Source organism: Nocardioides sp. Root140 (assembly GCF_001426745.1).
GTDB lineage: Bacteria > Actinomycetota > Actinomycetes > Propionibacteriales > Nocardioidaceae > Nocardioides.
The window spans coordinates 1614931-1635443 of the sequence record NZ_LMFI01000010.1 but is presented as its reverse complement, the minus strand read 5'-3'; the positions used below and the strand labels follow the sequence as shown (position 1 = coordinate 1635443).

20 protein-coding genes and 3 tRNA genes are annotated in these 20513 nt (G+C 69.5%); 11 read left to right on the top strand and 12 right to left on the bottom strand.

The annotated features are described in order from the left end of the window. Positions 1 to 94 precede the first annotated feature (94 nt). Both ASD30_RS18185 and ppsA read left to right on the top strand, forming a co-directional pair. Positions 95 to 976, top strand: coding sequence for a pyruvate, water dikinase regulatory protein (locus tag ASD30_RS18185; RefSeq protein ID WP_056684563.1), 882 nt, complete (start codon positions 95 to 97; stop codon positions 974 to 976). Next, positions 973 to 3345, top strand: coding sequence for a phosphoenolpyruvate synthase (gene ppsA / locus ASD30_RS18180; RefSeq protein ID WP_056684560.1), 2373 nt, complete (start codon positions 973 to 975; stop codon positions 3343 to 3345). Before ASD30_RS18185 ends, ppsA begins: the two co-directional genes overlap by 4 nt. A 179-nt stretch (positions 3346 to 3524) precedes the next feature. Here the strand turns inward: ppsA and ASD30_RS18175 are convergent. Both ASD30_RS18175 and ASD30_RS18170 read right to left on the bottom strand, forming a co-directional pair. Then, positions 3525 to 3597: transfer RNA gene (locus tag ASD30_RS18175), tRNA-Arg, on the bottom strand. 63 nt (positions 3598 to 3660) lie between these two features. After that, on the bottom strand, positions 3661 to 3996 hold the full coding sequence (locus ASD30_RS18170; RefSeq protein WP_056685258.1) for an ArsR/SmtB family transcription factor: 336 nt from the start codon (positions 3994 to 3996) through the stop codon (positions 3661 to 3663). A gap of 141 nt (positions 3997 to 4137) precedes the next feature. On the opposite strand from ASD30_RS18170, the gene ASD30_RS18165 reads away from it, so the two are divergent. Next, positions 4138 to 5973: a phosphoenolpyruvate carboxykinase (GTP) gene (locus tag ASD30_RS18165; RefSeq protein ID WP_056684557.1), complete on the top strand. Its 1836-nt coding sequence runs from the start codon at positions 4138 to 4140 to the stop codon at positions 5971 to 5973. Positions 5974 to 6086: 113 nt separating this feature from the next. Next, complete coding sequence (locus tag ASD30_RS18160; RefSeq protein WP_056684554.1) at positions 6087 to 7073, top strand: hypothetical protein; 987 nt, start codon at positions 6087 to 6089, stop codon at positions 7071 to 7073. 521 nt (positions 7074 to 7594) lie between these two features. On the opposite strand, the gene ASD30_RS18155 is transcribed toward ASD30_RS18160, so the two are convergent. Then, a tRNA-Ser gene (locus tag ASD30_RS18155) sits at positions 7595 to 7685 on the bottom strand. Positions 7686 to 7745: 60 nt separating this feature from the next. Continuing rightward, positions 7746 to 8192: a hypothetical protein gene (locus ASD30_RS18150; protein ID WP_235529983.1), complete on the bottom strand. Its 447-nt coding sequence runs from the start codon at positions 8190 to 8192 to the stop codon at positions 7746 to 7748. A gap of 100 nt (positions 8193 to 8292) precedes the next feature. Between ASD30_RS18150 and ASD30_RS18145 the strand changes: the two genes are divergently transcribed. Both ASD30_RS18145 and ASD30_RS18140 read left to right on the top strand, forming a co-directional pair. Continuing rightward, entirely contained in the window at positions 8293 to 8667 is a 375-nt protein-coding gene (locus ASD30_RS18145) for a hypothetical protein (RefSeq protein ID WP_056684551.1), read from the top strand. Between the two features lie 51 nt (positions 8668 to 8718). Beyond that, positions 8719 to 8806 (top strand) — tRNA-Ser (locus ASD30_RS18140). Between the two features lie 140 nt (positions 8807 to 8946). On the opposite strand, the gene ASD30_RS18135 is transcribed toward ASD30_RS18140, so the two are convergent. The 3 genes from ASD30_RS18135 to ASD30_RS18125 all read right to left on the bottom strand — a co-directional run bounded on the left by ASD30_RS18135 (position 8947) and on the right by ASD30_RS18125 (position 11167). Continuing rightward, entirely contained in the window at positions 8947 to 9183 is a 237-nt protein-coding gene (locus tag ASD30_RS18135) for a biotin/lipoyl-binding carrier protein (protein WP_056684548.1), read from the bottom strand. A 111-nt stretch (positions 9184 to 9294) separates the two neighbouring features. Further along, a complete protein-coding gene (locus ASD30_RS18130) occupies positions 9295 to 10371 on the bottom strand; it encodes a hypothetical protein (RefSeq protein WP_235529984.1) in 1077 nt (358 codons plus the stop codon). 10 nt (positions 10372 to 10381) lie between these two features. Next, a complete protein-coding gene (locus tag ASD30_RS18125) occupies positions 10382 to 11167 on the bottom strand; it encodes a carbon-nitrogen hydrolase family protein (protein WP_056684542.1) in 786 nt (261 codons plus the stop codon). Positions 11168 to 11225: 58 nt separating this feature from the next. On the opposite strand from ASD30_RS18125, the gene ASD30_RS26140 reads away from it, so the two are divergent. Genes ASD30_RS26140 through ASD30_RS18110 form a run of 3 tightly spaced genes read left to right on the top strand, consistent with a single transcriptional unit; the run spans position 11226 to position 13889 of the window. Beyond that, complete coding sequence (locus tag ASD30_RS26140; RefSeq protein WP_082563991.1) at positions 11226 to 12218, top strand: NTP transferase domain-containing protein; 993 nt, start codon at positions 11226 to 11228, stop codon at positions 12216 to 12218. Positions 12219 to 12257: 39 nt separating this feature from the next. After that, complete coding sequence (locus ASD30_RS18115; protein ID WP_056684539.1) at positions 12258 to 13226, top strand: NAD(P)H-quinone oxidoreductase; 969 nt, start codon at positions 12258 to 12260, stop codon at positions 13224 to 13226. A gap of 51 nt (positions 13227 to 13277) precedes the next feature. Then, a complete protein-coding gene (locus tag ASD30_RS18110; RefSeq protein ID WP_056684536.1) occupies positions 13278 to 13889 on the top strand; it encodes a bacterial proteasome activator family protein in 612 nt (203 codons plus the stop codon). Here the strand turns inward: ASD30_RS18110 and ASD30_RS18105 are convergent. The 5 genes from ASD30_RS18105 to serS all read right to left on the bottom strand — a co-directional run bounded on the left by ASD30_RS18105 (position 13886) and on the right by serS (position 18086). Then, positions 13886 to 14506 (bottom strand): hypothetical protein, encoded by a 621-nt coding sequence (locus ASD30_RS18105; protein WP_056684534.1) that lies wholly within the window; start codon positions 14504 to 14506, stop codon positions 13886 to 13888. The two genes, ASD30_RS18110 and ASD30_RS18105, sit on opposite strands and share 4 nt — an antisense overlap. 14 nt (positions 14507 to 14520) lie before the next feature. Beyond that, positions 14521 to 15117: a hypothetical protein gene (locus ASD30_RS18100; RefSeq protein WP_056684532.1), complete on the bottom strand. Its 597-nt coding sequence runs from the start codon at positions 15115 to 15117 to the stop codon at positions 14521 to 14523. Between the two features lie 70 nt (positions 15118 to 15187). After that, entirely contained in the window at positions 15188 to 15979 is a 792-nt protein-coding gene (locus ASD30_RS18095) for a Cof-type HAD-IIB family hydrolase (RefSeq protein WP_056684529.1), read from the bottom strand. Next, positions 15976 to 16812: an HAD family hydrolase gene (locus ASD30_RS18090; protein ID WP_056684525.1), complete on the bottom strand. Its 837-nt coding sequence runs from the start codon at positions 16810 to 16812 to the stop codon at positions 15976 to 15978. Before ASD30_RS18090 ends, ASD30_RS18095 begins: the two co-directional genes overlap by 4 nt. Further along, the gene (gene serS, locus ASD30_RS18085; RefSeq protein WP_056684522.1) at positions 16812 to 18086 is read right to left on the bottom strand and encodes a serine--tRNA ligase; all 1275 of its coding nucleotides are present in this window, start codon (positions 18084 to 18086) and stop codon (positions 16812 to 16814) included. Before serS ends, ASD30_RS18090 begins: the two co-directional genes overlap by 1 nt. A 115-nt stretch (positions 18087 to 18201) precedes the next feature. On the opposite strand from serS, the gene ASD30_RS18080 reads away from it, so the two are divergent. After that, the gene (locus ASD30_RS18080) at positions 18202 to 19782 is read left to right on the top strand and encodes a diacylglycerol kinase family protein (RefSeq protein ID WP_056684519.1); all 1581 of its coding nucleotides are present in this window, start codon (positions 18202 to 18204) and stop codon (positions 19780 to 19782) included. A gap of 131 nt (positions 19783 to 19913) precedes the next feature. After that, positions 19914 to 20399, top strand: a complete 486-nt coding sequence (locus ASD30_RS18075; protein ID WP_056684515.1) for a nitroreductase family deazaflavin-dependent oxidoreductase — start codon at positions 19914 to 19916, stop codon at positions 20397 to 20399. The last annotated feature ends 114 nt before the right edge of the window (positions 20400 to 20513 follow it).

Here is a 20513-nt window from a genome sequence, read left to right as displayed (position 1 = left end):
ACCACGGCCCTGACAGCCCGTACGACGCCCGGGTGCGCCATGCTGGTGACGCCGAGACACTGGTCTCGCCAGGAGCCGGGAAGGGACGCGCGGGGTGAACGACGACGACGACGGCGTGGTGCCGGTCTTCTTCCTGTCCGACAGCACGGGCATCAGCGCGGAGACTATGGGCAACGCCCTGCTGATCCAGTTCCCCGACCTGCGCTTCGACCGCACGGTGATCCCGTTCATCTCCTCCGTCGACGAGGCCCGCGAGGTGGTCGCGCGACTCGACCAGGCCCTGGACGAGAACGACCGGACGCCCCTGGTGTTCATCACGGCCGCCAGCGACGAGGTGCGGCTGGAGCTGCAACGCACCCGCTGTCCGGTCATCGACTTCTTCGACATGCACATGCAGGCGGTCGAGTCGATCCTGCAGACCCGCGGCACCCGACTGCCCGCCCGGCTGCACGGTCTGGGTGACATCAAGCGCTACAACAGCCGCATGCAGGCGATCGAGTACACGATCGAGCACGACGACGGCCAGAGCGTCCGTGGCCTGGAGAAGGCCGACGTCATCCTGCTGGCTCCGTCGCGCTGCGGCAAGACGCCGACGTCGATGTACCTCGCGCTCCAGCACGGCCTGTTCGTGGCCAACTACCCGATCGTCGAGGACGACTTCGCGACCATCGAGCTCCCCGAGCCGGTGCGGCACCTGCGTGAGCGCTGCTTCGGGATGACGACCTCGCCCCAGCGCTTGGCCGCCGTACGAGAGGAGCGTCGGCCCGGGTCGACGTACGCCTCGCTGGAGCAGTGCACCTTCGAGCTGCGCCGCACCACCGAGATGTTCGCGCGACACCGACTCCCGGTCGTCGACTCCTCGACCATCTCGGTCGAGGAGATCTCGACCATCATCCTGCAGCGGCTCAAGAAGGATGAAGTCGACGCCCCCGAGCTTTCCCGCAACCGGAACACCCGCACCAGGAGCACACGATGAGCGAGTCCCCCAACGTCCGACCCTTCGCCGAGCTGGGGCTCAGCGACCTCGAACAGGTCGGCGGCAAGAACTCGTCCCTGGGCGAGATGGTGAGCAACCTCGCCGCACTGGGCGTCAAGGTTCCCGACGGCTTCGCGACCACCGCCGACGCGTTCCGGCGCTTCATCGGCGACACCGGCCTGGCCGAGGAGATCTCCGCGGCCCTCCGCGAGCTCGACACCGACGACACGCAACGCCTCGCCGAGGTCGGCCGGTCGCTGAGGGAGGCCGTCGCGAGCCGACCGTTCCCGGCGGACCTCGAGGCCGACATCCGTACGGCGTACGACGCGCTCGTGGCCGGGCGTGACGACGTGTCCTTCGCGGTGCGCTCCAGTGCGACCGCCGAGGACCTCCCCGACGCCTCCTTCGCCGGCCAGCAGGAGACCTTCCTCAACATCGTCGGCATCGACGGCGTGCTGCAGGCGATCCGCGAGGTGTTCGCCTCGCTCTACAACGACCGCGCCATCGCCTACCGCGTGCACCACGACTTCGACCACGACGCCGTCGCACTGTCGGCCGGCGTGCAGCAGATGGTGCGCTCCGACATCGGCGCCTCCGGGGTCATGTTCACGATGGACACCGAGTCCGGCTTCGACGACGCCGTGTTCGTGACGTCGTCGTACGGCCTGGGCGAGGCGGTCGTGCAGGGTGCGGTCAACCCGGACGAGTTCTACGTCTACAAGCCCGCATTGCGCGCCGACCGCCCCGCGGTGCTCAAGCGCGGCGTCGGCTCCAAGGCCACCAAGATGGTCTACACCGACGACCCGGCGGTCGGGCGGACCACCGAGTTCGTCGACACCGACCCCGCCGAGCGCGGATTGCTGAGCCTGACCGACGCCGAGGTCGAACAGCTCGCCCGGCACGCGCTGACCATCGAGGAGCACTACGGCCGGCCGATGGACATCGAGTGGGGCAAGGACGGCCTCGACGGTGAGCTCTACATCCTCCAGGCCCGGCCCGAGACGGTGATGTCGCGCGCCGGCGTGCAGCAGCGGTTCCGGATGAACGCCAAGGACGGCACGGTCGTCGTCGAGGGACGCGCGATCGGCCAGAAGATCGGCGCCGGAGCCGTGCGGGTGATGACCTCGATCGACCAGATGCACGAGTTCGTCGAGGGCGAGGTGCTCGTCGCCGACATGACCGACCCCGACTGGGAGCCGATCATGAAGCGGGCCTCGGCGATCGTCACCAACCGCGGCGGGCGCACCTGCCACGCGGCGATCATCGCCCGCGAGCTCGGCATCCCCGCGGTCGTGGGCACCGGACACGGCACCCGCGAGCTGGCCGACGGGCGCGAGGTCACCGTCTCGTGCGCCGAGGGCGACACCGGCCTGGTGTACGACGGCACGCTCGACTTCAGCATCGAGGAGACCGAGTTGTCGTCGATGCCCGAGATCCCCACCAAGATCATGATGAACGTCGGCACTCCGGAGCAGGCGTTCGCCTTCGCGCAGCTCCCCAACGCCGGCGTCGGCCTGGCCCGGCTCGAGTTCATCATCAACCGCCAGATCGGCATCCATCCCAAGGCGCTGCTCGACCTCGACTCCCTCGACGAGCCGCTGCGCTCGCAGATCTCCGACGCGGTCAAGGCGTACGCCACTCCCCGCGACTTCTTCGTGCAGCGGGTCGCGGAGGGCATTTCGATGCTGGCCGCCGCGTTCGCCCCGGAGCCGGTGATCGTCCGGATGAGCGACTTCAAGTCCAACGAGTACGCCAACCTCGTCGGCGGCGACCTCTACGAGCCGCACGAGGAGAACCCGATGATCGGCTACCGCGGCGCGTCGCGGTACCTCTCCGAGGACTTCGCGGAGTGCTTCGCGATGGAGGCCGAGGCACTGAAGTTCGTGCGCGACGAGATGGGCCTGACCAACGTCAAGATCATGATCCCCTTCGTGCGCACCCTCGCCGAGGCTGAGGGCGTCATCTCGCTGCTGGGCGAGCACGGCCTGGTCCGCGGTGAGAACGGCCTCCAGGTCGTGATGATGTGCGAGGTCCCGTCGAACGCGATCCTGGCCGACCAGTTCCTCGAGCACTTCGACGGCTTCTCGATCGGCTCCAACGACATGACCCAGCTGACCCTGGGCCTGGACCGCGACTCCTCGCTCGTCGCCGCCTCCTTCGACGAGCGCGATCCCGCCGTCCTCTTCATGCTCGAGCGCGCCATCAAGGCCTGTCGGGCCGCCGGGAAGTACGTCGGCATCTGTGGCCAGGGCCCGAGTGACCACCCGGACCTCGCCGAGTGGCTGCTCAAGCAGGGCATCGAGTCGATGTCGCTGAACCCGGACACCGTCGTCGACACCTGGCTCGCACTGTCCAAGGTCGAGGTCTGACGCGGCGGTTCATCTCTGCGGAGCGACCCGGATTCGACACCTGCACGATCCGGGTCGCTCTTTCGCGGAAATCCGTGTCAGAGCTCGACACCTGCACGATCGTGGTCACCCCTCTCGCGACGAAGCCCGCCTGAAATGCGTGAAGGCCCCGACCAACTGGTCGGGGCCTTCTCGCTCTGCGCGCCTGTAGGGATTCGAACCCCAAACCTTCTGATCCGTAGTCAGATGCTCTATCCGTTGAGCTACAGGCGCTCATCCTCGCCGACGAGCGCGAGGACTGGAAGAGAATAGCCGAACCGGTGAGGTTCGGCGAAATCAGGAGCCCTCTCGCAGTTCGGCGAGCAGTCCCTCGGTGTCGCTCCAGACCGATTCGAGGATGCGACGTCCGGCCTTGAGGAGGTCCGCGATGTCGGTGGTGCTGATCGCGTAGACGACCGTCGTGCCCTCGCGCGCCGATGTGACCAGTCCTGCCCTGCGGAGGACGGCCAACTGCTGCGACAGGCTCGAGGACTCGACCTGCAGATCCGCGAGCAGCTCGCGCACAGGCATGGGCCGCTCCTGGAGGAGCTCGAGGACCCGGATCCGCACGGGGTGTCCCAAGGTGCGGAAGAGGTCTGCCTTAGCCTGATTGATGGGGATACTGGTCGTCATCTTCACCTCCCTTGGTCTCACCGGAGATGAACACTACATTAGTTGCAAACTTCTTCAACTAGTGTAACCCTGCATGCACGGGGTGGGACTTACGCAGTTCCACCGAAACCGACACTTCCACCGAGAGGGTCAAGGCACACGATGGCAGACGTTGAGGCAACACTGGATGCGGCAGGGGTCACCAACCCCGACGTTCGTGAGTATGTCCGTTACTACGCGGAGCTCACCGGCGCAGAGCGCGTCGAGGTCGTCAGCGCCGCAGACGACGCCCGCCTGATCCAGGAAGCGCTGGACGCCGGCGAACTCTTCCCGGCCGGCGAGGGGCGCTACTACTCGCGCAGCTACCACAAGGACACCGCGCGCTCCGAGGAGCGCACCATCGTCGCGACGAACGACGAGAAGGACCGCGGCGTCTACAACAACTGGAAGCCCGCCTCGGAGATGAAGCCGCTGCTCGAGGACCGCATGCGCGGCGCCTCGGCCGGCAAGACGATGTACGTCATCCCCTACCTGATGGCGCCTCCCGGCAACGACCTCGCCCAGTGGGCCAGCGGTGTCGAGCTGACCGACGCCCGCACCGTCGTGCTGCACATGATCCGCATGGCCCGCGTCGGTGTCGAGCACGTCAACGACGCCGGCAACGACTTCGTCCGCGCCGTCCACGTGACCGGCGACCTGGAGAACCTCGGCCAGGGCACGGACGCCGACCAGCGCTACTTCGTCACCGTCGGTGACGAGCGCACGATCCTGCACTTCGGGTCGTCGTACGGCGGCAACGCGCTCCTGGGCAAGATCGCCCACGGCCTGCGCCAGGGCGCGTACGACGGCTGGGCGAGCAAGAAGTTCCTCGCCGAGCAGTACATGCTCATCGGGATCCACGACAAGGAGACCGGCAAGGACTACCACATCTGTGGTGGCTTCCCGAGTGCCTCGGGCAAGACCAACCTCGCCATGATGCTGGCCCCCGACTCCCTCGGTGAGCGCTACCACGTGTCGTTCTACGGTGACGACATCGCGTGGCTCTGGGTGAACGAGGAGGACGGCAAGCTCTACGGGATGAACCCGGAGTTCGGTGTCTTCGGTGTCGCCAAGGACACCAACGAGAACACCAACCCCACGGCGCTGCACTCGGTCGACCCGGGCACCGGCACGATCTTCACGAACGTCGCCTACAACCCGAACACGCAGGAGGTCTGGTGGGAGGGCCGCACGCCCAGCCACCCCGAGGACGTGCACGGCTGGCTCGACTGGACCGGCTCGCCGATCGCCGACCGCAAGGACAGCGACTCGTCCCCGTGGGCGCACCCCAACAGCCGCTTCACCACGACGCTCGACAACGTCCCGAACATCGCGAAGGACTACAACGCCGCGGCCGGCGTCCCGATCGACGCGATCATCTTCGGTGGCCGCACCCGTGACCGCGAGCCGCTGATCCGCGCGATCACCGACCTCGCCGAGGGCGTCTACGACGGCCTCACCCTGGGTGCCGAGGCGACCGCCGCGGCCGAGGGCAAGGAGGGCGTGCTCCGCTACGACCCGATGTCGAACCGCCCGTTCATGGCGTACGGCGAGGGCGACTACGCGCAGCACTACCTCGACATCGTCGGTGCCGCCAAGGAGCAGCCGATCTTCGCGCACGTCAACTGGTTCCAGCGTGACCCGCAGGACGGCCACTTCCTGTGGAACGGCTACCGCGACAACCTGCGTCCGCTCCTGTGGCTCCTGCAGCTCAAGAACGGCGAGGTGAAGGGTCGCCAGACCGCAGTCGGCATCATCCCGCTCGAGGAGGAGCTCCAGCTCGAGGGCATGAACACCAAGCCCGAGGACCTCAAGACGATCCTGTCGATCGACAAGGCGCGTTGGCAGGAAGAGATGGCCAACCGCGAGGAGCACCTCAAGCAGTTCGACAACATGCCTGAGGCGATCTGGGAGGCCCACCGCCGCGTGGCCGCCGACCTGGAGAACGAAGAGGCCTGACCTCACCAGCACGTCAAGGACGGCCCCGGACTCATCGCGAGTCCGGGGCCGTCCTGCGTCGTCTGCCCGAACTCCGGCATAATCGGTCCCAGGCATCGAGTGGAGGGCGTGTCTTGGAACAACAGACTGGCCAGCAGCGTCGTGAGCTCTTCGAGTCCGCGGCGAGCAGGTTGTTCGAGGACGTCGCCGCAGCGGGCGGAGTCCCCGTCGACGACCCCGTGCTGTCGCGCGACCGGGCAGCCACCGACCTCCTGATCGAGCTCGGACTGCTGAGCCTCGAGGGCACCCGCTACGTCGTGGTCGACCCCCACTCGGCCCAGGCCGCGATCGTGGCGCCACTGGGCCAGCAGGGTGCGCAGATGATCGCCGAGTCCAGCCGCTGGGCCCAGGCCTTCAGCAGCCTCAGCCAGGCCTACCGGCGTTCACCCTCGACGGTCGACGGACCGATCACACGGTTGCGCGGTGACCAGATCGACCGGTTCCTCGCGGACGTCGTACCCAGCGCCCAGACCGAGCTGCTCACCGCCCAGCCGCAGACCGGCCACTCACTCGCTGCCCAGAAGGCCGCGGGCAACCGCGACGTCGCCGCGTTGCAGCGCGGCGTCTCCATGCGCACGATCTACCAGCACGCGGCCCGTCGCAGCCGCGGTGCGCGGGCGTACGTCGACCGGGTCACCGGTGCCGGCGGCGAGGTGCGCACCCTCGACGAGTTCTTCAACCGGCTGATCGTGGTCGACCGCGAGGTCGCGATCATCCCGGCCGGTGACGACCTCGACGTCGCCCTGGCGATTCGCGACGTCGACATGGTCGCCTACCTCGTCGACATCTTCGAACGCTTCTGGAACCGCGGCCGCCCCTTCAGCAGCAGCGAGGCGGGCGTGGTGAAGGGCATTGCCGACGAGCAGCGGGCGATGGCCATCCGCATGCTCAAGGAGGGCCACTCCGACGCCACCTGCGCCAAGCGGCTCGGGGTCAGCCCCCGCACGTACGCCGGCTACGTGGCGGAGCTGAAGGAGGCCTACGACGCGCAGACCCGCTACCAGCTCGGGTACCGCATGGGCCAGCAGGAAGCCCGCGACTCCCGACGCAAGAGGTCCTGAAATAGCGGCGAGGGCAACAACCGTGGTTGTTGCCCTCGCTCTGAGACGAGCCGGGGGGATGGCTCAGGGACCGAACATGTGGGGGGTTGGTTGGTCCTCGTCTCAGGTCTCTGTTGTTGTCCTCGTCGTGCGGCTACTCACTGCTGTCTGTGTTGGTCGAGGCGATGTGGCCCCAGCCGGTGTCGTCCAAGGCCTGCGCCTGCGCCCCAAAACTGCCTACCCCGAGAAGCAGTCCTGTCGTCAGCACCGTGGCCGCGACTCGACGGACGAAAGTCTTCATGTCGATTGTCCCCACTTCTATTCACATGTACCCCGCACAACCAGTGTGCGCCACCCCATTGCAGAACTCCACCAAATGGAACTGCACAAATCGGCATTGCAACTACTTGCAAATGTTACCCACTGTGACCATGCCCGCGACTCCCGAAAATGGGGGATGACCTGCATCGATCGAGACGGTCATGGTGCGCGGACACAGATGTCCCGCGGCACCTTCGACGGTGCCGCGGGACATCACAACGCGGAGGCGGAGGGATTTGAACCCTCGATGGGGTTGTAGCCCCAAACCCGCTTAGCAGGCGGGCGCCATAGACCGGACTAGGCGACGCCTCCAAGATGCGCGCCTAGGGTACCCAAAGAGGCGCGCAGGCACAGAATCGGGTGGCCCCGGTGTCAGCGGCGCGCGCCGGGGCGACCGTCGAGGTGGTCCTGCAGCTCGCGGACGAACTGCTCCCGGTCGACGGCCAGCACCTCGACGGGGATCGTCGTGGCACCGCCGCTGCGCAGGCGCAGCACGACGCACGGCGACCCGGCGATGGTGTCGGTGACGACCTGCTCGACGTCGAGCCATCGGGCCTGCCGGACGCCGGCACCGCGCACGAAGCGGACCCGGTAGCCGTCACCGGTCAGGCGGACGATCCAGGCCCTGCGGTTCAACACCCAGCCGAAGCCGAAGATGCCGACGACGCAGACGACCACGGCCGCGGTGAGCAAGGCGATCGGGGCGGAGAACAGCACCACGACCGCCGTGGCGACGAAGACCAGGCCCCCGAGGACGAGCAGGGCAAGGCCCAACATTCGGGCGGCGAGGAGCGGAGCGAGGCGATAGTCGGACGACACGGGCACGATTCTCCCCGACGCGCCGGGGGTGGCCGAATCCGGTCTTGTCTGGGCGCGTGATGCAGGTCACACTCGATGCAATGACTCCCGGGAGGTCCGCATGAGAGACCAGGTGCAGCACGCGCTCGCGGCGCTTGCCCAGATGCTCGATGCTCCGGTGACCAACGGCACCGCTCTCGGGAACTGGCGTTGGACGGTCCGGCAACGCCTGGCCGCCGTACGCGACGGACTCTCGCTGGAGTCGGCCCAGGCCGCCGACGGGTGGCTGGTCGCGCGTGAGGGCAGCGTGCTGCGTGAGCGCACGGTGCTGATGACCAGACTGTCCGCGCTCGGACCGGCCGTTCTCGAGGCGGCCGACGTCTCCGCAGTGCGTGAGGAGCTGCGCCGGGTCGTCGCCGACATCAGCCACCACCGGCAGCGCCTCCACGACCTGGCCTACGACGAGGTCGAGCTCGAGCTCGGGGGCTCGGAGTAGCCGGCAGCCGCCCGGTTAGACTTCCCCGTGCACTCTCCCCGGAGAGGGCACGGAGGGGTGCCGGAGTGGCCTATCGGAACCGCCTTGAAAGCGGTCGTAGGGAGACCTACCGCGGGTTCGAATCCCGCCCCCTCTGCCAGTTGTCCTGACCGAGTCGATCGTGCCGGGCGTCAGTTCGGCCGTCTTCAGCTCGGCAGGGTCCAGCTCGGCCGGTCAGTTCGGCCGGTCAGCTCGGACGGTGAGTTCGGCCGGTCAGCTCGGACGGTGAGTTCGGCCGGGTCAGGGCGCGTCGAGCAGGGTGACCAGGATGTCGCCCTCCTGCACCACGTCACCCGAGGTGACGCGCACGTTGGTCACCGTGCCGTCCTTCTCGGCGAGCACCGGGATCTCCATCTTCATCGACTCCAGCATCAGCAGTGTGTCGCCGGTGGCCACCGCGTCACCGATTGCGACCTCGACGGACATCACGTTCGCCACCATCTCCGCCACGACGTCGGTTGCCTGCTCGCGTGTCATGCCCGCGAACCTACTGGCCGCAGTACGGCGCGACTACAGCGCCCCTGTGGACTCTTCGACACCTGCTGGCGGGGGCGAAGTGTCATGGACGCCGCGTTACACGCGGAGTGGTCAGCGGAGGGGGCGGAAGCGGCTCGACTCCGGACGCGAGGCGGTCTGCTCCTCCGCGCGTCGGGCGCGACTGCCTCGCGGTCCGGTCAGCGCGAGGTCGACGCGGATCACGACGTACCCGAGGCCGAGGCCCAGGATCGTGGAGTAGACGATGATCAGGGCGGCCTCGAGCCAGCCGGTCATCGGGTTGATCAGGATGCCGGAGACCGAGCAGGTCGAGCCCACACCGAACGCGCAGATCCACCAGCCCTGGCGCCGACGGGCCCGCAGGTGGGTGCCGTAGACCAGTGCCGGGACGCCCACCAGCACCTGGATCGGTCGGGGCACGGCACCGAGGTTGGCGCGCATCCAGCGGACGCCGTCGAGGATGTCGTCGACGAACTCCTCGGAGCCGTAGCGCCGGATCAGCTCGGCGTACGCCAGGGCCACTGTGAGGGCGACGGTGCCAACCGCCACGACGATCAGCCCGCGGCGGCCGAGGCCGTGCAGCCCGGCGCCGAGGCGGTAGACCAGCACGACGACGAGCATGAAGGCGAGGGCCAGGGAGACGTAGTCGTAGCGCTCGAGGGACACCGTCGGTCGGAAGCCCACGACACCGAGGGAGCCGACGCAGCCGACCACCACGGTCACGCAGACCTCACGGGCGGCGAGGCGGAACTTGCGGGCGGGCACGGTGGCCATCACCGCGAGCACACTCGAGATCACGGCGGTGAGTACGGCGGCACCGGTGCGCATCCGCTCCATGTCGGAGATCACGGTGGTCAGGCCCATCGCCAACGCGAGTGCGCCGAAGATGAACGGTCGACCCCCGGTGCGGGCCGCCAACGCCACCGCGTAGACCGTCGAGATCGTCACGGCCGCGGCCTGGTCCAGCCAGTCGGGGCCGAAGCCGAGCACCGAGCACAGTGCGGCCGCGACCGAGGCCAGCACCGCAGCCACCGCGAGCGCGATCGTGGTGGACCGGAGCCGCCCCGAGGGCGCGGACGCGGGCTTCTGGAACCGCTGTCCCATGCGCGACATCCGGGAAGGGGGACGCTCGGCGACCCGTCGACCGGTGGCGCGTTCAGGGCTGGACACGGCGCACAGGTTATCCCGGTGGGTGCCGACGGTTCGCCAGCGAGGGGTTGGTGGCCCGCGCCTCGTCGATGACCCGCCGCTCGAGACGCGCGGTGAGCACGGTCGGTTCGCCCCCGGCCTCGGCCAGCACCTCGCCGTACGGGTCGACCACCATGGAGTGGCCCGTGTAGCGCGGCGCGGCCTGACCGGCGGCCAGCACGTAGGTGGTGTTCTCGATCGCCCGGGCCCGGGCCAGCGTGCGCCAGTGGTCGACCTTGCGGGCGTGCTCGGGCTCCGTGCGACCGGGCACCCATGCGGCCGGCACGACCAGCACGTCGGCGCCCTCGTCGACCAGGGCCCGGGCCAGCTCGGGGAAGCGCAGGTCGTAACAGGTCATCAGGCCGATCCGGAAGCCCTGCACGTCGACCACGGTCGGCGTCCACTCCCCCGCCGTGAGCCGGTCGGACTCCTTGTAGCCGAACGAGTCGTAGAGGTGCACCTTGCGGTAGGAGGCCGTCGCGGCACCCCGCACCAGCAACGTGTTGAAGGGACGCGTCGGGTCGGGCGCGGTCTCGAACATGCCGGCCACGAGCGTGCGCTCCTGCGATGCCGCCCGCTCCACCGTCGTGCCGAACGGGCCGTCGACGGGTTCGGCGTACGCCGAGATGTCCTCGCCGGGCTTGCCGAAGTCTCGGGCGAAGGCCTCGGGCAGTACGACGAACGCGGCGTCGACGTCCAACGCCGCCACGAACGCGCGGTTCTCCGCGGGGTCGAGGGAGGAGGCCTGTTGCACCAGGGCCACGGTGAGAGCGTCCATGCCGTCCAGCGTGCCAGACGCCGACACGGCCGACCGGGCCGACTGGAAGGATGGGCCCATGCCACTGCCTCCCCTCGACCTCGGCGCGATCATCCTGGCCGGCGGAACCGCGGCCCGGATGGGCGGCGTCGACAAGGCGTCGATCGAACTGCACGGCCGCACGCTGCTCACCCACACGCTCGACGCCGTGATCGACGCGGGCGAGGTCGTCGTACTGGGTGACTGGGTGGCCACCGACCGTCCGGTGACGTTCACCCGTGAGGACCCGCACCACGGCGGGCCGGTGGCCGGGCTGCTGACCGGACTCGACGCCTTCGCCCGGTCGCCGCGCCTGGTGGTCGTGCTCGCCGTCGACATGCCGAACGTGTCGATGGCGACCCTGGCCCGGCTGCGCGCGGCGGTGGCCGAACGCGACGGCGCCGTGCTCTGCGATCTCAGTGGTCGACGACAGCTGGCGATGGTGCTGCGGGCCGATCGACTCCGAGCCGTGCGTCCGGCGTACGGCGAGGAACACGGCATGCCGCTGCACCGACTGCTCGACGGCCTCGACCTCGTCGACGTACCGGCCCTCGGCGCCGAGGCCCGCGACATCGACAGCTGGGCGGACCTGCGCGACCTTGCCGGTGCGGATTCAACCGTTCGGGGTCTTGCCATGAACCGCTCGGGGCACGAATCTGGAGGGGTGAACCTGCACGACTGGATCGATGAGCTGTGCGACGTGCTCGATGTCGAGCACGAGATCGACGAAGCCCTGGTGCTCGACCTCGCTCGGGTGGCGGCGCACAACGTGCAGCGACCGGCAGCACCCATCACGACGTACCTGCTCGGGTACGCCGCAGCCACGCATGCGGCCGACCCGGCGCGCGTGGAGGAGCTGGCCGGCCTGGCCAGCGGGCTGGCCGACACGTGGGAGCGTCCGGCGGATGCCCCCGACCCCGTGGACATCAACGACCCGATCCCCGACGACAGCTCGGTCGACCACAGCGGCGACAGCATCGCGGAGTTCGAGGGCGACGGCACGCCCGCCGACGAGGAGGAGCTCGAGGACTGACCGGCTCACCGACTGGGTCGGGGTCCTACGCTGGGACACATGCGTGCCGTGATCGTCGCCGAGCCCGGTGGCCCCGAAGCCCTGACCGTCGTCGACCTGCCCGACCCCGAGCCGGCTCCCGGGGAAGTCGTCGTACGGGTGGCCGCGACCGCCGTCAACCGTGCGGACACCCTGCAGCGACAGGGTTTCTACCCTCCGCCGCCCGGCGCCTCCGACGTGCTGGGCCTCGAGTGCAGCGGCACGATCGCTGCTGTCGGTGAGGCGGTCACCGAGTGGCAGGTCGGCGACAAGGTGTGCGCCCTGCTGGCCGGCGGCGGGTACGCCGAGCTGGTCGCGGTGCCGGCCGGCCAGGTCATGCCGGTGCCCGAGGGCGTCACGCTCGTGGAGGCCGCGGCCATTCCCGAGGTCGCCTGCACGGTGTGGTCCAACGTGTTCATGGTGGCCGGCCTGCAGCCGGGCGAGAAGTTCCTGGTGCACGGCGGTGCCGGTGGCATCGGCACGTTCGCGATCCAGCTGGCCTCGGCGATGTCGTCGAAGGTGTTCACCACGGCCGGGTCGGCGGAGAAGCTGACGATCTGCGCCGAGCTGGGCGCCGACGTCACCATCAACTACCGCGAGGAGAGCTTCCTCGACGTGATGAAGGAGGCCGGCGGCGCCGACGTCATCCTCGACAACATGGGTGCGAAGTACCTCACCGACAACGTCAAGGCACTGGCCACCGAGGGACGCCTGGTGATCATCGGCATGCAGGGCGGCGCGAAGGGCGAGCTCGACATCGCCCGCCTGCTCAGCAAGCGGGGCGCCGTGATCGCCACGTCGTTGCGCGCCCGGCCGACCGAGGAGAAGTCCGCCATCTGCGGATCGGTGGTCGAGCACATCTGGCCGTTGATCGAGGACGGCCAGGTGCGGCCCGTCGTGCACACCACCCTGCCCCTCGACCGCATCGCCGAAGCGCACCAGCTCATGGAGGACAGCGGCCACGTCGGGAAGATCCTGGTCACTCCGTGACGGCGGGTGGAGTCACTCCGTGACGCATTGGGTGCCGGATAGGGTGAGCCCATGAGCGAGAACCAGCCCGAGGACCACGTCGTCGTCATCGGCCCGGACGGCCAGCCGATCGGCTCGATCCCCGCAGACGCGCTGACTCCGTCCGCGGTGAACGCCGCGCAGCGTGAGGACGGCGAGGGTGGCGAGGACGACGAGAAGCACATCACCGAGCTGGTGGAGCAGCCGGCCAAGGTGATGCGCATCGGCAGCATGATCCGCCAGCTCCTCGAGGAGGTGAAGTCGGCGCCCCTCGACGAGGCCAGCCGCAACCGCCTCAAGGAGATCCACCAGTCGTCGATCAAGGAGCTCGAGGCCGGTCTGGCACCCGAGCTGATCGATGAGCTGGAGCGGCTCTCACTGCCGTTCGCCGAGGGCACGCCCAGTGAGAGCGAGCTGCGCATCGCGCAGGCCCAACTGGTCGGGTGGCTCGAAGGTCTCTTCCACGGCATCCAGACCGCGATCTACGCCCAGCAGGTCGCCTCGCGCGCCCAGCTGGAGCAGATGCGCCGCGCGCTCCCGCCCGGCATGCTCAACCAGGCCGCCGCCGGCCAGGAGCAGGGCGCGCCCGGTGAGGGCGCGCCGGAGCAGCAGGGCGAGGGCCCGGCGTCCGGCATGTACCTCTAGGAGGTACGCCGGGCAGTGATCGTGCCGGCGACCAGAGCGATCAGCACGACCCCGCCGATGAACGGCCAGGCCGGCAGGCCCTCGTCCGGATCGTCGGCGTCGGCACGCACGGCGTGATCGGGAGACGGTGACGCCGCCACCTGTCCCGGACCGATCGCCTTCTCGATCCGCGCCAGCGTGGGCTTGGCGGCGGGCTCAGAGCCGCTGCACGATCCGGTGAACACGACGTCGTCGCCGGAGGCGTCGTCGCCGCGGCCGGCGTACACGCCCTGCGACGTGGTCAGGAACAGGTAGGGAGTGCCCTCGGGCACGTCGAGCCCGCACGCGGAGGGCTGCGCGTTCGTGGCCACGCGCATCACCGGCGAGACCTCACCCTTGTAGGCCCGGTCGACCGCGACCGTGAACACGCGGTGCTGGGTGCCGGCCGGGGCGTCGACCGAGGTGACCGAGCCAGTGAAGACCTGGTCGGCTCCTTCCACGAGCCGAGACGTCGGGACCATCGCGCACGAACAGGCCTGCGCGGGCCCGCCGAGGAACACGAGCGAGGCGGCCGCCAGCGCCAGCACGGCCAGGAGCCGGCCGAGCAGGGCGCTGTGCAGCCCAGGGAGTCGGGACACCCGCCCAGGCATGGTCACGCGCGTCGGGAGCGACCGAGGAAGCGGGCCAGCACGAGGACCACCCCGCCGATCAGGGCGAGCAGCAGCCCGGGAGCTACCGCCTTGGTGGCGCCGGGGGGCGCGGAGTCGTCGACACGCTGGGTCGTCACCTCGGTCTCCTCCGGGGTGGTCTGCTGGTCGGCGGGGAGCGTGCCCTTGCCGAGCACGCCCTCGACGTCGGCGCGCACCTCGGGCGAGATGGCCTGCGTGCCCTGCCAGCTGCGGGCCTGGAAGTCGGCCCCGGTCACGGACCTGGCGACGAAGAGGTAGCGGCTGCCCTTCCTGACGCCGACGAGCCCGCACTTGTCGCGCTTGGTCGGCGAGCTGACGGTCACCTCACTGGTCACCCGGGCACCCTTGTAGACCCGGTCGACCTTGACGACGTACAGCGTGGTCACGCCGGCGTCGGCCGGGCTCGCGGTGACCTGCGAGACCGTGCCGGTGAAGACCGCGGTGGCCTGCTTGAGCTGCTGCGGTCGCTGGGGCGCGGGCGTGTCGCAGGCGTACGCCGTCGCCGGGCTGAGCGCCACCCAGCCGAGTGCGAGCAGCACGAGCACCATCAAGCGCCGCATGGTCACCTCCAGGATCGTTGTCAGGTCTCAGCGTCTCAGGTTAGACGGGTGGGCAACACGAAGGGGTTCCTCAGAGCGCGAAGAGGCGGGCGAGTGTCGTGGCGACACCGTCGTCGGAGTTGCCGGGTGCGACGTGGTCGGCCACCCGGCGTACGGCGGGGTGTGCGTTCTCCATCGCGTACGACGTGCCGGCCCACTCGAGCATGGGTACGTCGTTGGGCATGTCGCCGAACGCCACGACGTCGGCGGCGTCGATGGAGAGCTCGTCGCACAGGCGGGCCAGCGTGGTCGCCTTGGTGACGCCGCGCGCCGACATCTCCAGCAAGGAGAACGACGACGACCAGGTCACCTCGAGCTGGGTGCCGACCAGCTCCTCGGCCCGGCGCCAGTAGGTCTCGGGGCCGATCTCGTGGTGGATCGCCAGCAGCTTGACCACGGTGTCGTCGAAGATCGACTCGAGCGGGCCGGTCGGGATGCCGAGCGGCTCCCGGTGCCGACCCATGAAGCCCTCCTCGCGGGCGAAGCCGCCGGTCTTCTCGAGCGCGAAGAACGTGCCCGGCACCGCCTTGCGCAGGGTGTTCGCCACGGCCAGCGCGGTGTCGCGCGGCACGGTCAACGCGTTGCGCACCGTGTGTGTCGCGACGTCGTAGACGATGCCGCCGTTGGAGCAGATCGCCAGTCCGTGGCCGCCGACGTCGGTCCAGAGCTCGTCCATCCAGCGGATCGGGCGGCCGGTGACGAAGACGACCGGCACACCGAGGGCCTCGACGGCCAGCAGCACCTCACGGGTGCGGTCGCTGACCTTGCCGTCGGGGTCGAGCAGCGTTCCGTCGAGATCAGTGGCGACCAGTCGCGGCGTCATCCGAAGTAGAGGTCGAGCTCGGCCGCGGCGCCGTCCCGGTCGACCGGCAGCGTCACGTGGTCGGCTGCGGCCTGCACCTCGGGCACGGCCTGGCCCATGGCGACGGAGCGCCCCGCCCAGGCGAACATCTCGAGATCGTTGCGGCCGTCACCGATGGCGAGGGTGTCGCCGGCGTCGATGCCCAGCTCGGCGGCCACGTGGGCCAGGCCGGACGCCTTGGAGATGCCCTGGGGGGCGAGGTCCATCCAGGCGGTCCAGCCGATCACGTAGTCGGTGCCGTGCAGGCCGAGCTTCTTGGCGAGCTCCTGGAAGTCGTCGACCGTGGCATCGGGGTCGCGGATGATCACGCGGCTGACCGGCTCACCGACGAGGTCGGCCACGTCGGTGATCGTCATCTCGCCCGAGAGCTCCCCGTCGGGGAACAGCCGGTTGACCCGGTAGCCCCTGCCGCGCTCCTCGACGCCGACCAGGGCGGTCGGGTGGTGCTCGAGCACGGCGGCCACGGCGCCCGAGGCGTCGAAGGTCTCCTCGTGCACGACCTCGACGGGCGGGTAGCGCAGCACGACCGCACCGTTGGAGGCCACGATCCAGGTGCGGCCGCCGCCGTCGAGGGGCAGCCCGAGCTGGTCGGCGATCGGTGTCATGCCGTGGAGCGAGCGGCCGCTGGCGAGCACGATGTGCGCACCCGCTGCGGCTGCCCGTCGTACGGCCTCCACCACGGTGGGGGTCACCTCACCGTGCACGGTGCCGGAACCCTCGACCCAGCGCAGCAGCGTGCCGTCGATGTCGAGGGCGATCAGCTTCGGCGCCCAGCCGCGGTCGGGGCTGAGCACTAGACCACCGGCTCCAGCACTTCGCGCCCCTGCAGGAACGGCTGCAGCGCCTTGGGCACCCGCACCGAGCCGTCGGCCTGCTGGTGCGTCTCGAGGATCGCCACGATCGCCCGTGGGATCGCGGTGAGCGTGCCGTTGAGCGTCGCCACCGGCCCGGTCCCATCGTCGAAGCGGCCGCGGATGTTGAGGCGGCGGGCCTGGAACTCGGTGCAGTTGGAGGTCGAGGTGAGCTCGCGGTACTTGCCCTGGGTGGGGATCCACGCCTCGCAGTCGAACTTGCGCTTCGCGCTGAGGCCGAGGTCGCCGGCGGCGGTGTCGATCACCTGGTAGGCGAGCTCGAGCTTGTCGAGGAACTGCTTCTCCCAATCGAGCAGGCGCAGGTGCTCGGCCTCGGCCTCCTCGGGCGTCGTGTAGACGAACATCTCCACCTTGTCGAACCAGTGCACCCGGATGATGCCCTTCGTGTCCTTGCCGTGCGAGCCTGCCTCCTTGCGGAAGCAGGGGCTGAACGCGGCATAGCGACGCGGCAAAGTCTCGCCGTCGAGAATCTCGTCGGAGTGGTACGCCGCCATGGCGACCTCCGAGGTGCCGACGAGGTACATGTCCTCGCCCTCGATGCGGTAGACGTCATCGGCGGCCTGTCCCAGGAAGCCGGTGCCCTCCATGGCCCGCGGCTTGACCAGCGCCGGTGCGATCACCTGGGTGAAGCCCATCTCGCGGGCCTGCTCCATGGCCAGGTTGATCAGCGCGAACTCCAGCTCGGCGCCGATGCCGGTGAGGAAGTAGAACCGGCTCCCCGAGACCTTGGCGCCGCGCTCGAGGTCGATCGCGCCGAGCAGCTTGCCGAGCTCGACGTGGTCGCGGGGCTCGAAGCCCTCGGCGGCGAAGTCACGCGGGGTGCCGACGGTCTCGAGCACGACGAAGTCGTCCTCGCCACCGGCCGGCGCCTCGTCGGCGGCCAGGTTCGGGATGCTGAGCAACGCCTCCTGCCACTCGGCCTCGGCCGCGGTCTGCGCCGCCTCGGCCGCCTTGACGTCGGCAGCCAGGATCTTGGTCTTCGCCAGCAGCTCGGCCTTCTCGTCACCCTGCGCCTTCGGGATGAGCTTGCCCAGCTGCTTCTGCTCTGCGCGCTTCGCCTCGAACGCGGCGATCGAGCTGCGTCGGGCCTCGTCGGCGGAGAGCGCACGATCCACGACGTCGTCAGAGAGTCCGCGCTTGGCCTGGGCAGCACGCACGCGGTCGGGTTCGTCTCGGAGGATGCGGGGATCGATCATGCGGGCAAGGCTATCGGGAGGGTGGTCCGCCGGTCGCGCCGAATACCCGGTTGGCCCCGGGGTGACGGCATACTTTGGGGCTGACCGCCCAGTAACCCCACGAAACGGCCTGCCTGTGATCGACCGCCCACGCGCCATCATCCTGAGTTGGTCCGCGCTCTGCTTCGGCTTGTTCGTGCTCATCACGGTGCTGGTCACCAACGCCTGGGGGCCCCTGCACGAGCTCGACCACGACGTCACCCGCTCGGCCGCCGAGTGGACCCGTGACCGCGGCGCCCTGCCCGACGTACTGCACGTCCTGGAGCTGGCCACCGGCACCATCGCCAGCGCCGTCGCCACGCTGCTGGTCGGCGTGCTCCTGTGGGTGAAGGGCCACCACCGGGCCGGGCTGTACGTCGTGGGGGTGGTCGCGTTGACGATGGCCTCGGTGCACACGCTCAAGTGGGTCGTCGACCGCGACCGGCCGAAGTGGTGGGTCCCTGAGGAGCAGCTGACCAACGGCTCGTTCCCGTCCGGGCACGCGTCGTACGCCGCGGCGATCGGTGGGGCGCTGATCGTCATCTCGGTGATGCTCGTACGCCGGCGCGGACTACGGCACCTGACCGTGTGGGCCCTGGTGCTGGCCTTCCTGCTGATCTGCGCCGACCGGCTGCTGCTCGGACGCCACTTCCCGAGCGACCTGGCCGCCGGACTGCTGCTGGGTGCCGGCTTCGTGCTGCTCGGGCTGGCCTTCTACTCCCCGCTCCCGAAGAGCACGGCACTGACCACGGCGCCCCTGGTCGCCTCGGTGCCCGCGTCGAGCCGTGACCTGCACGTCGTCCTGAACCCGATCAAGGTCGAGGACGTCGGGCAGTTCCGCGCGATCGTGTCGTCCATGGCACGCGAGGCCGGCTGGTCCGAGCCCTCGTGGCACTACACCACCGTCGAGGACCCGGGCACCGGCATGGCCCACGCGGCCTCCGTCTCCGGCGCCGACCTGGTGATCGTGTGCGGCGGCGACGGCACGGTGCGCGAGGTGTGCGCCGAGCTGGCCGGCACCGGCATCCCGGTCGGCATCATCCCGGCCGGCACCGGCAACCTGCTGGCCCGCAACCTCGACATCCCGCTCTACATCCGCTCCGCGATCGACGTCGCCCTCAACGGGCAGGACCGCGCGATCGACATGGTCGAGGTCTCCGGCGACGGCATCGAGGACTCGCACTTCATGGTGATGGCCGGCATGGGCTTCGACGCCGCGATCATGGAGGGCGTCAACGAGGACATCAAGAAGCGGGTGGGCTGGCTGGCCTACGTGCTGTCGGCGTTGAAGTCGCTGATGTTCCCCGCGGTGAAGGTGGAGATGTCGGTCGACGACGGGCCGGCCACCGTGCACCGGGCCCGCACCGTGCTGGTCGGCAACGTCGGCTTCCTGCAGGCCGGCATGCCGCTGCTGCCCGACGCCTTGATCGACGACGGTGTGCTCGACGTGGTGCTGCTGCACCCCAAGAAGTTCCTGTCGTGGATCCCGCTGGCGATCCGGGTGCTGACCAAGCGGTCGAAGACCGACGAGACGATCGAGCGCTTCACCGGCCGCAAGGTCGTGGTCCGCGCCGCCGCCGACACCCCGCGTCAGCTCGACGGCGACTCGATCGGGTCCGGCCGCGAGCTGGTCATGGAGTGCATCCACGGCCGCCTGCTGGTCCGCGTCCCCCGCTGACCCGCCTCCGCTCCCCGACCCCTCCCCCGTCCCCCCGGTGTAACGCGGGGTTACGGTCGCTCCACACGCGTTCTGACGCGGGCGAACCGTCAACACCACCGCACAAGTGCCGCGGCACTAGGCTGCCCGCCATGTACGACGTCTACGCGCGGCTGGTCCGGCCACTCACGATCCTCCTGGGCAGCCAGCCGTGGCTGCCCCGTATCAACAAGCAGATCGTCGCGGTCGACCGGTTCCTCCAGCGAGTCACCCGGGGTCGGATCGGACTGGTCAAGCTGGGTGGTCTCACCGGACTGATGCTGACGGTGGCGGGCGCCAGGAGCGGCGTGCCGCGTCGTACACCGTTGCTGTGCGTGCCCCACGACGGGGGCTGGCTGATCGCCGGGTCCAACTGGGGCGCACCGAGGCCGCCGGCCTGGGTGGGCAACATCGCTGCCGCCTCCGACGCGTCGGTCAACTTCGAGGGGCGGTCGTACGCCGTCGTGCCCCACGAGGCCGTCGGCGCCGAGCGTGAGGAGCTGTGGGCAGTGATGAACCGCACCTGGCCCAACTATGCGAAGTACGAGCAGCGCACCGATCGCACGATCCGGGTCTTCCACCTGCGCCCGGTCGGCTGATCCCGCTCACCTCTCACGCCGCACGACGGCACTTGTGCGGTGTCGTAGACGGTTTGCCCGCGTCAGAACGCGTGTGGAGCGACCGTAACCCCGCGTTACTCCGGGGGGCGGGGG

What these genes read in the sequence shown, in the direction of transcription:
- ppsA (WP_056684560.1), top strand. Translation starts at nt 973, where the DNA reads ATGAGCGAGTCCCCCAACGTCCGACCCTTCGCCGAGCTGGGGCTCAGC.
- ASD30_RS18170 (WP_056685258.1), bottom strand. Translation starts at nt 3,996, where the DNA reads ATGACGACCAGTATCCCCATCAATCAGGCTAAGGCAGACCTCTTCCGC.
- ASD30_RS18165 (WP_056684557.1), top strand. Translation starts at nt 4,138, where the DNA reads ATGGCAGACGTTGAGGCAACACTGGATGCGGCAGGGGTCACCAACCCC.
- ASD30_RS18145 (WP_056684551.1), top strand. Translation starts at nt 8,293, where the DNA reads ATGAGAGACCAGGTGCAGCACGCGCTCGCGGCGCTTGCCCAGATGCTC.
- ASD30_RS18135 (WP_056684548.1), bottom strand. Translation starts at nt 9,183, where the DNA reads ATGACACGCGAGCAGGCAACCGACGTCGTGGCGGAGATGGTGGCGAAC.
- ASD30_RS18125 (WP_056684542.1), bottom strand. Translation starts at nt 11,167, where the DNA reads ATGGACGCTCTCACCGTGGCCCTGGTGCAACAGGCCTCCTCCCTCGAC.
- ASD30_RS26140 (WP_082563991.1), top strand. Translation starts at nt 11,226, where the DNA reads ATGCCACTGCCTCCCCTCGACCTCGGCGCGATCATCCTGGCCGGCGGA.
- ASD30_RS18115 (WP_056684539.1), top strand. Translation starts at nt 12,258, where the DNA reads ATGCGTGCCGTGATCGTCGCCGAGCCCGGTGGCCCCGAAGCCCTGACC.
- ASD30_RS18110 (WP_056684536.1), top strand. Translation starts at nt 13,278, where the DNA reads ATGAGCGAGAACCAGCCCGAGGACCACGTCGTCGTCATCGGCCCGGAC.
- ASD30_RS18100 (WP_056684532.1), bottom strand. Translation starts at nt 15,117, where the DNA reads ATGCGGCGCTTGATGGTGCTCGTGCTGCTCGCACTCGGCTGGGTGGCG.
- ASD30_RS18095 (WP_056684529.1), bottom strand. Translation starts at nt 15,979, where the DNA reads ATGACGCCGCGACTGGTCGCCACTGATCTCGACGGAACGCTGCTCGAC.
- serS (WP_056684522.1), bottom strand. Translation starts at nt 18,086, where the DNA reads ATGATCGATCCCCGCATCCTCCGAGACGAACCCGACCGCGTGCGTGCT.
- ASD30_RS18075 (WP_056684515.1), top strand. Translation starts at nt 19,914, where the DNA reads ATGTACGACGTCTACGCGCGGCTGGTCCGGCCACTCACGATCCTCCTG.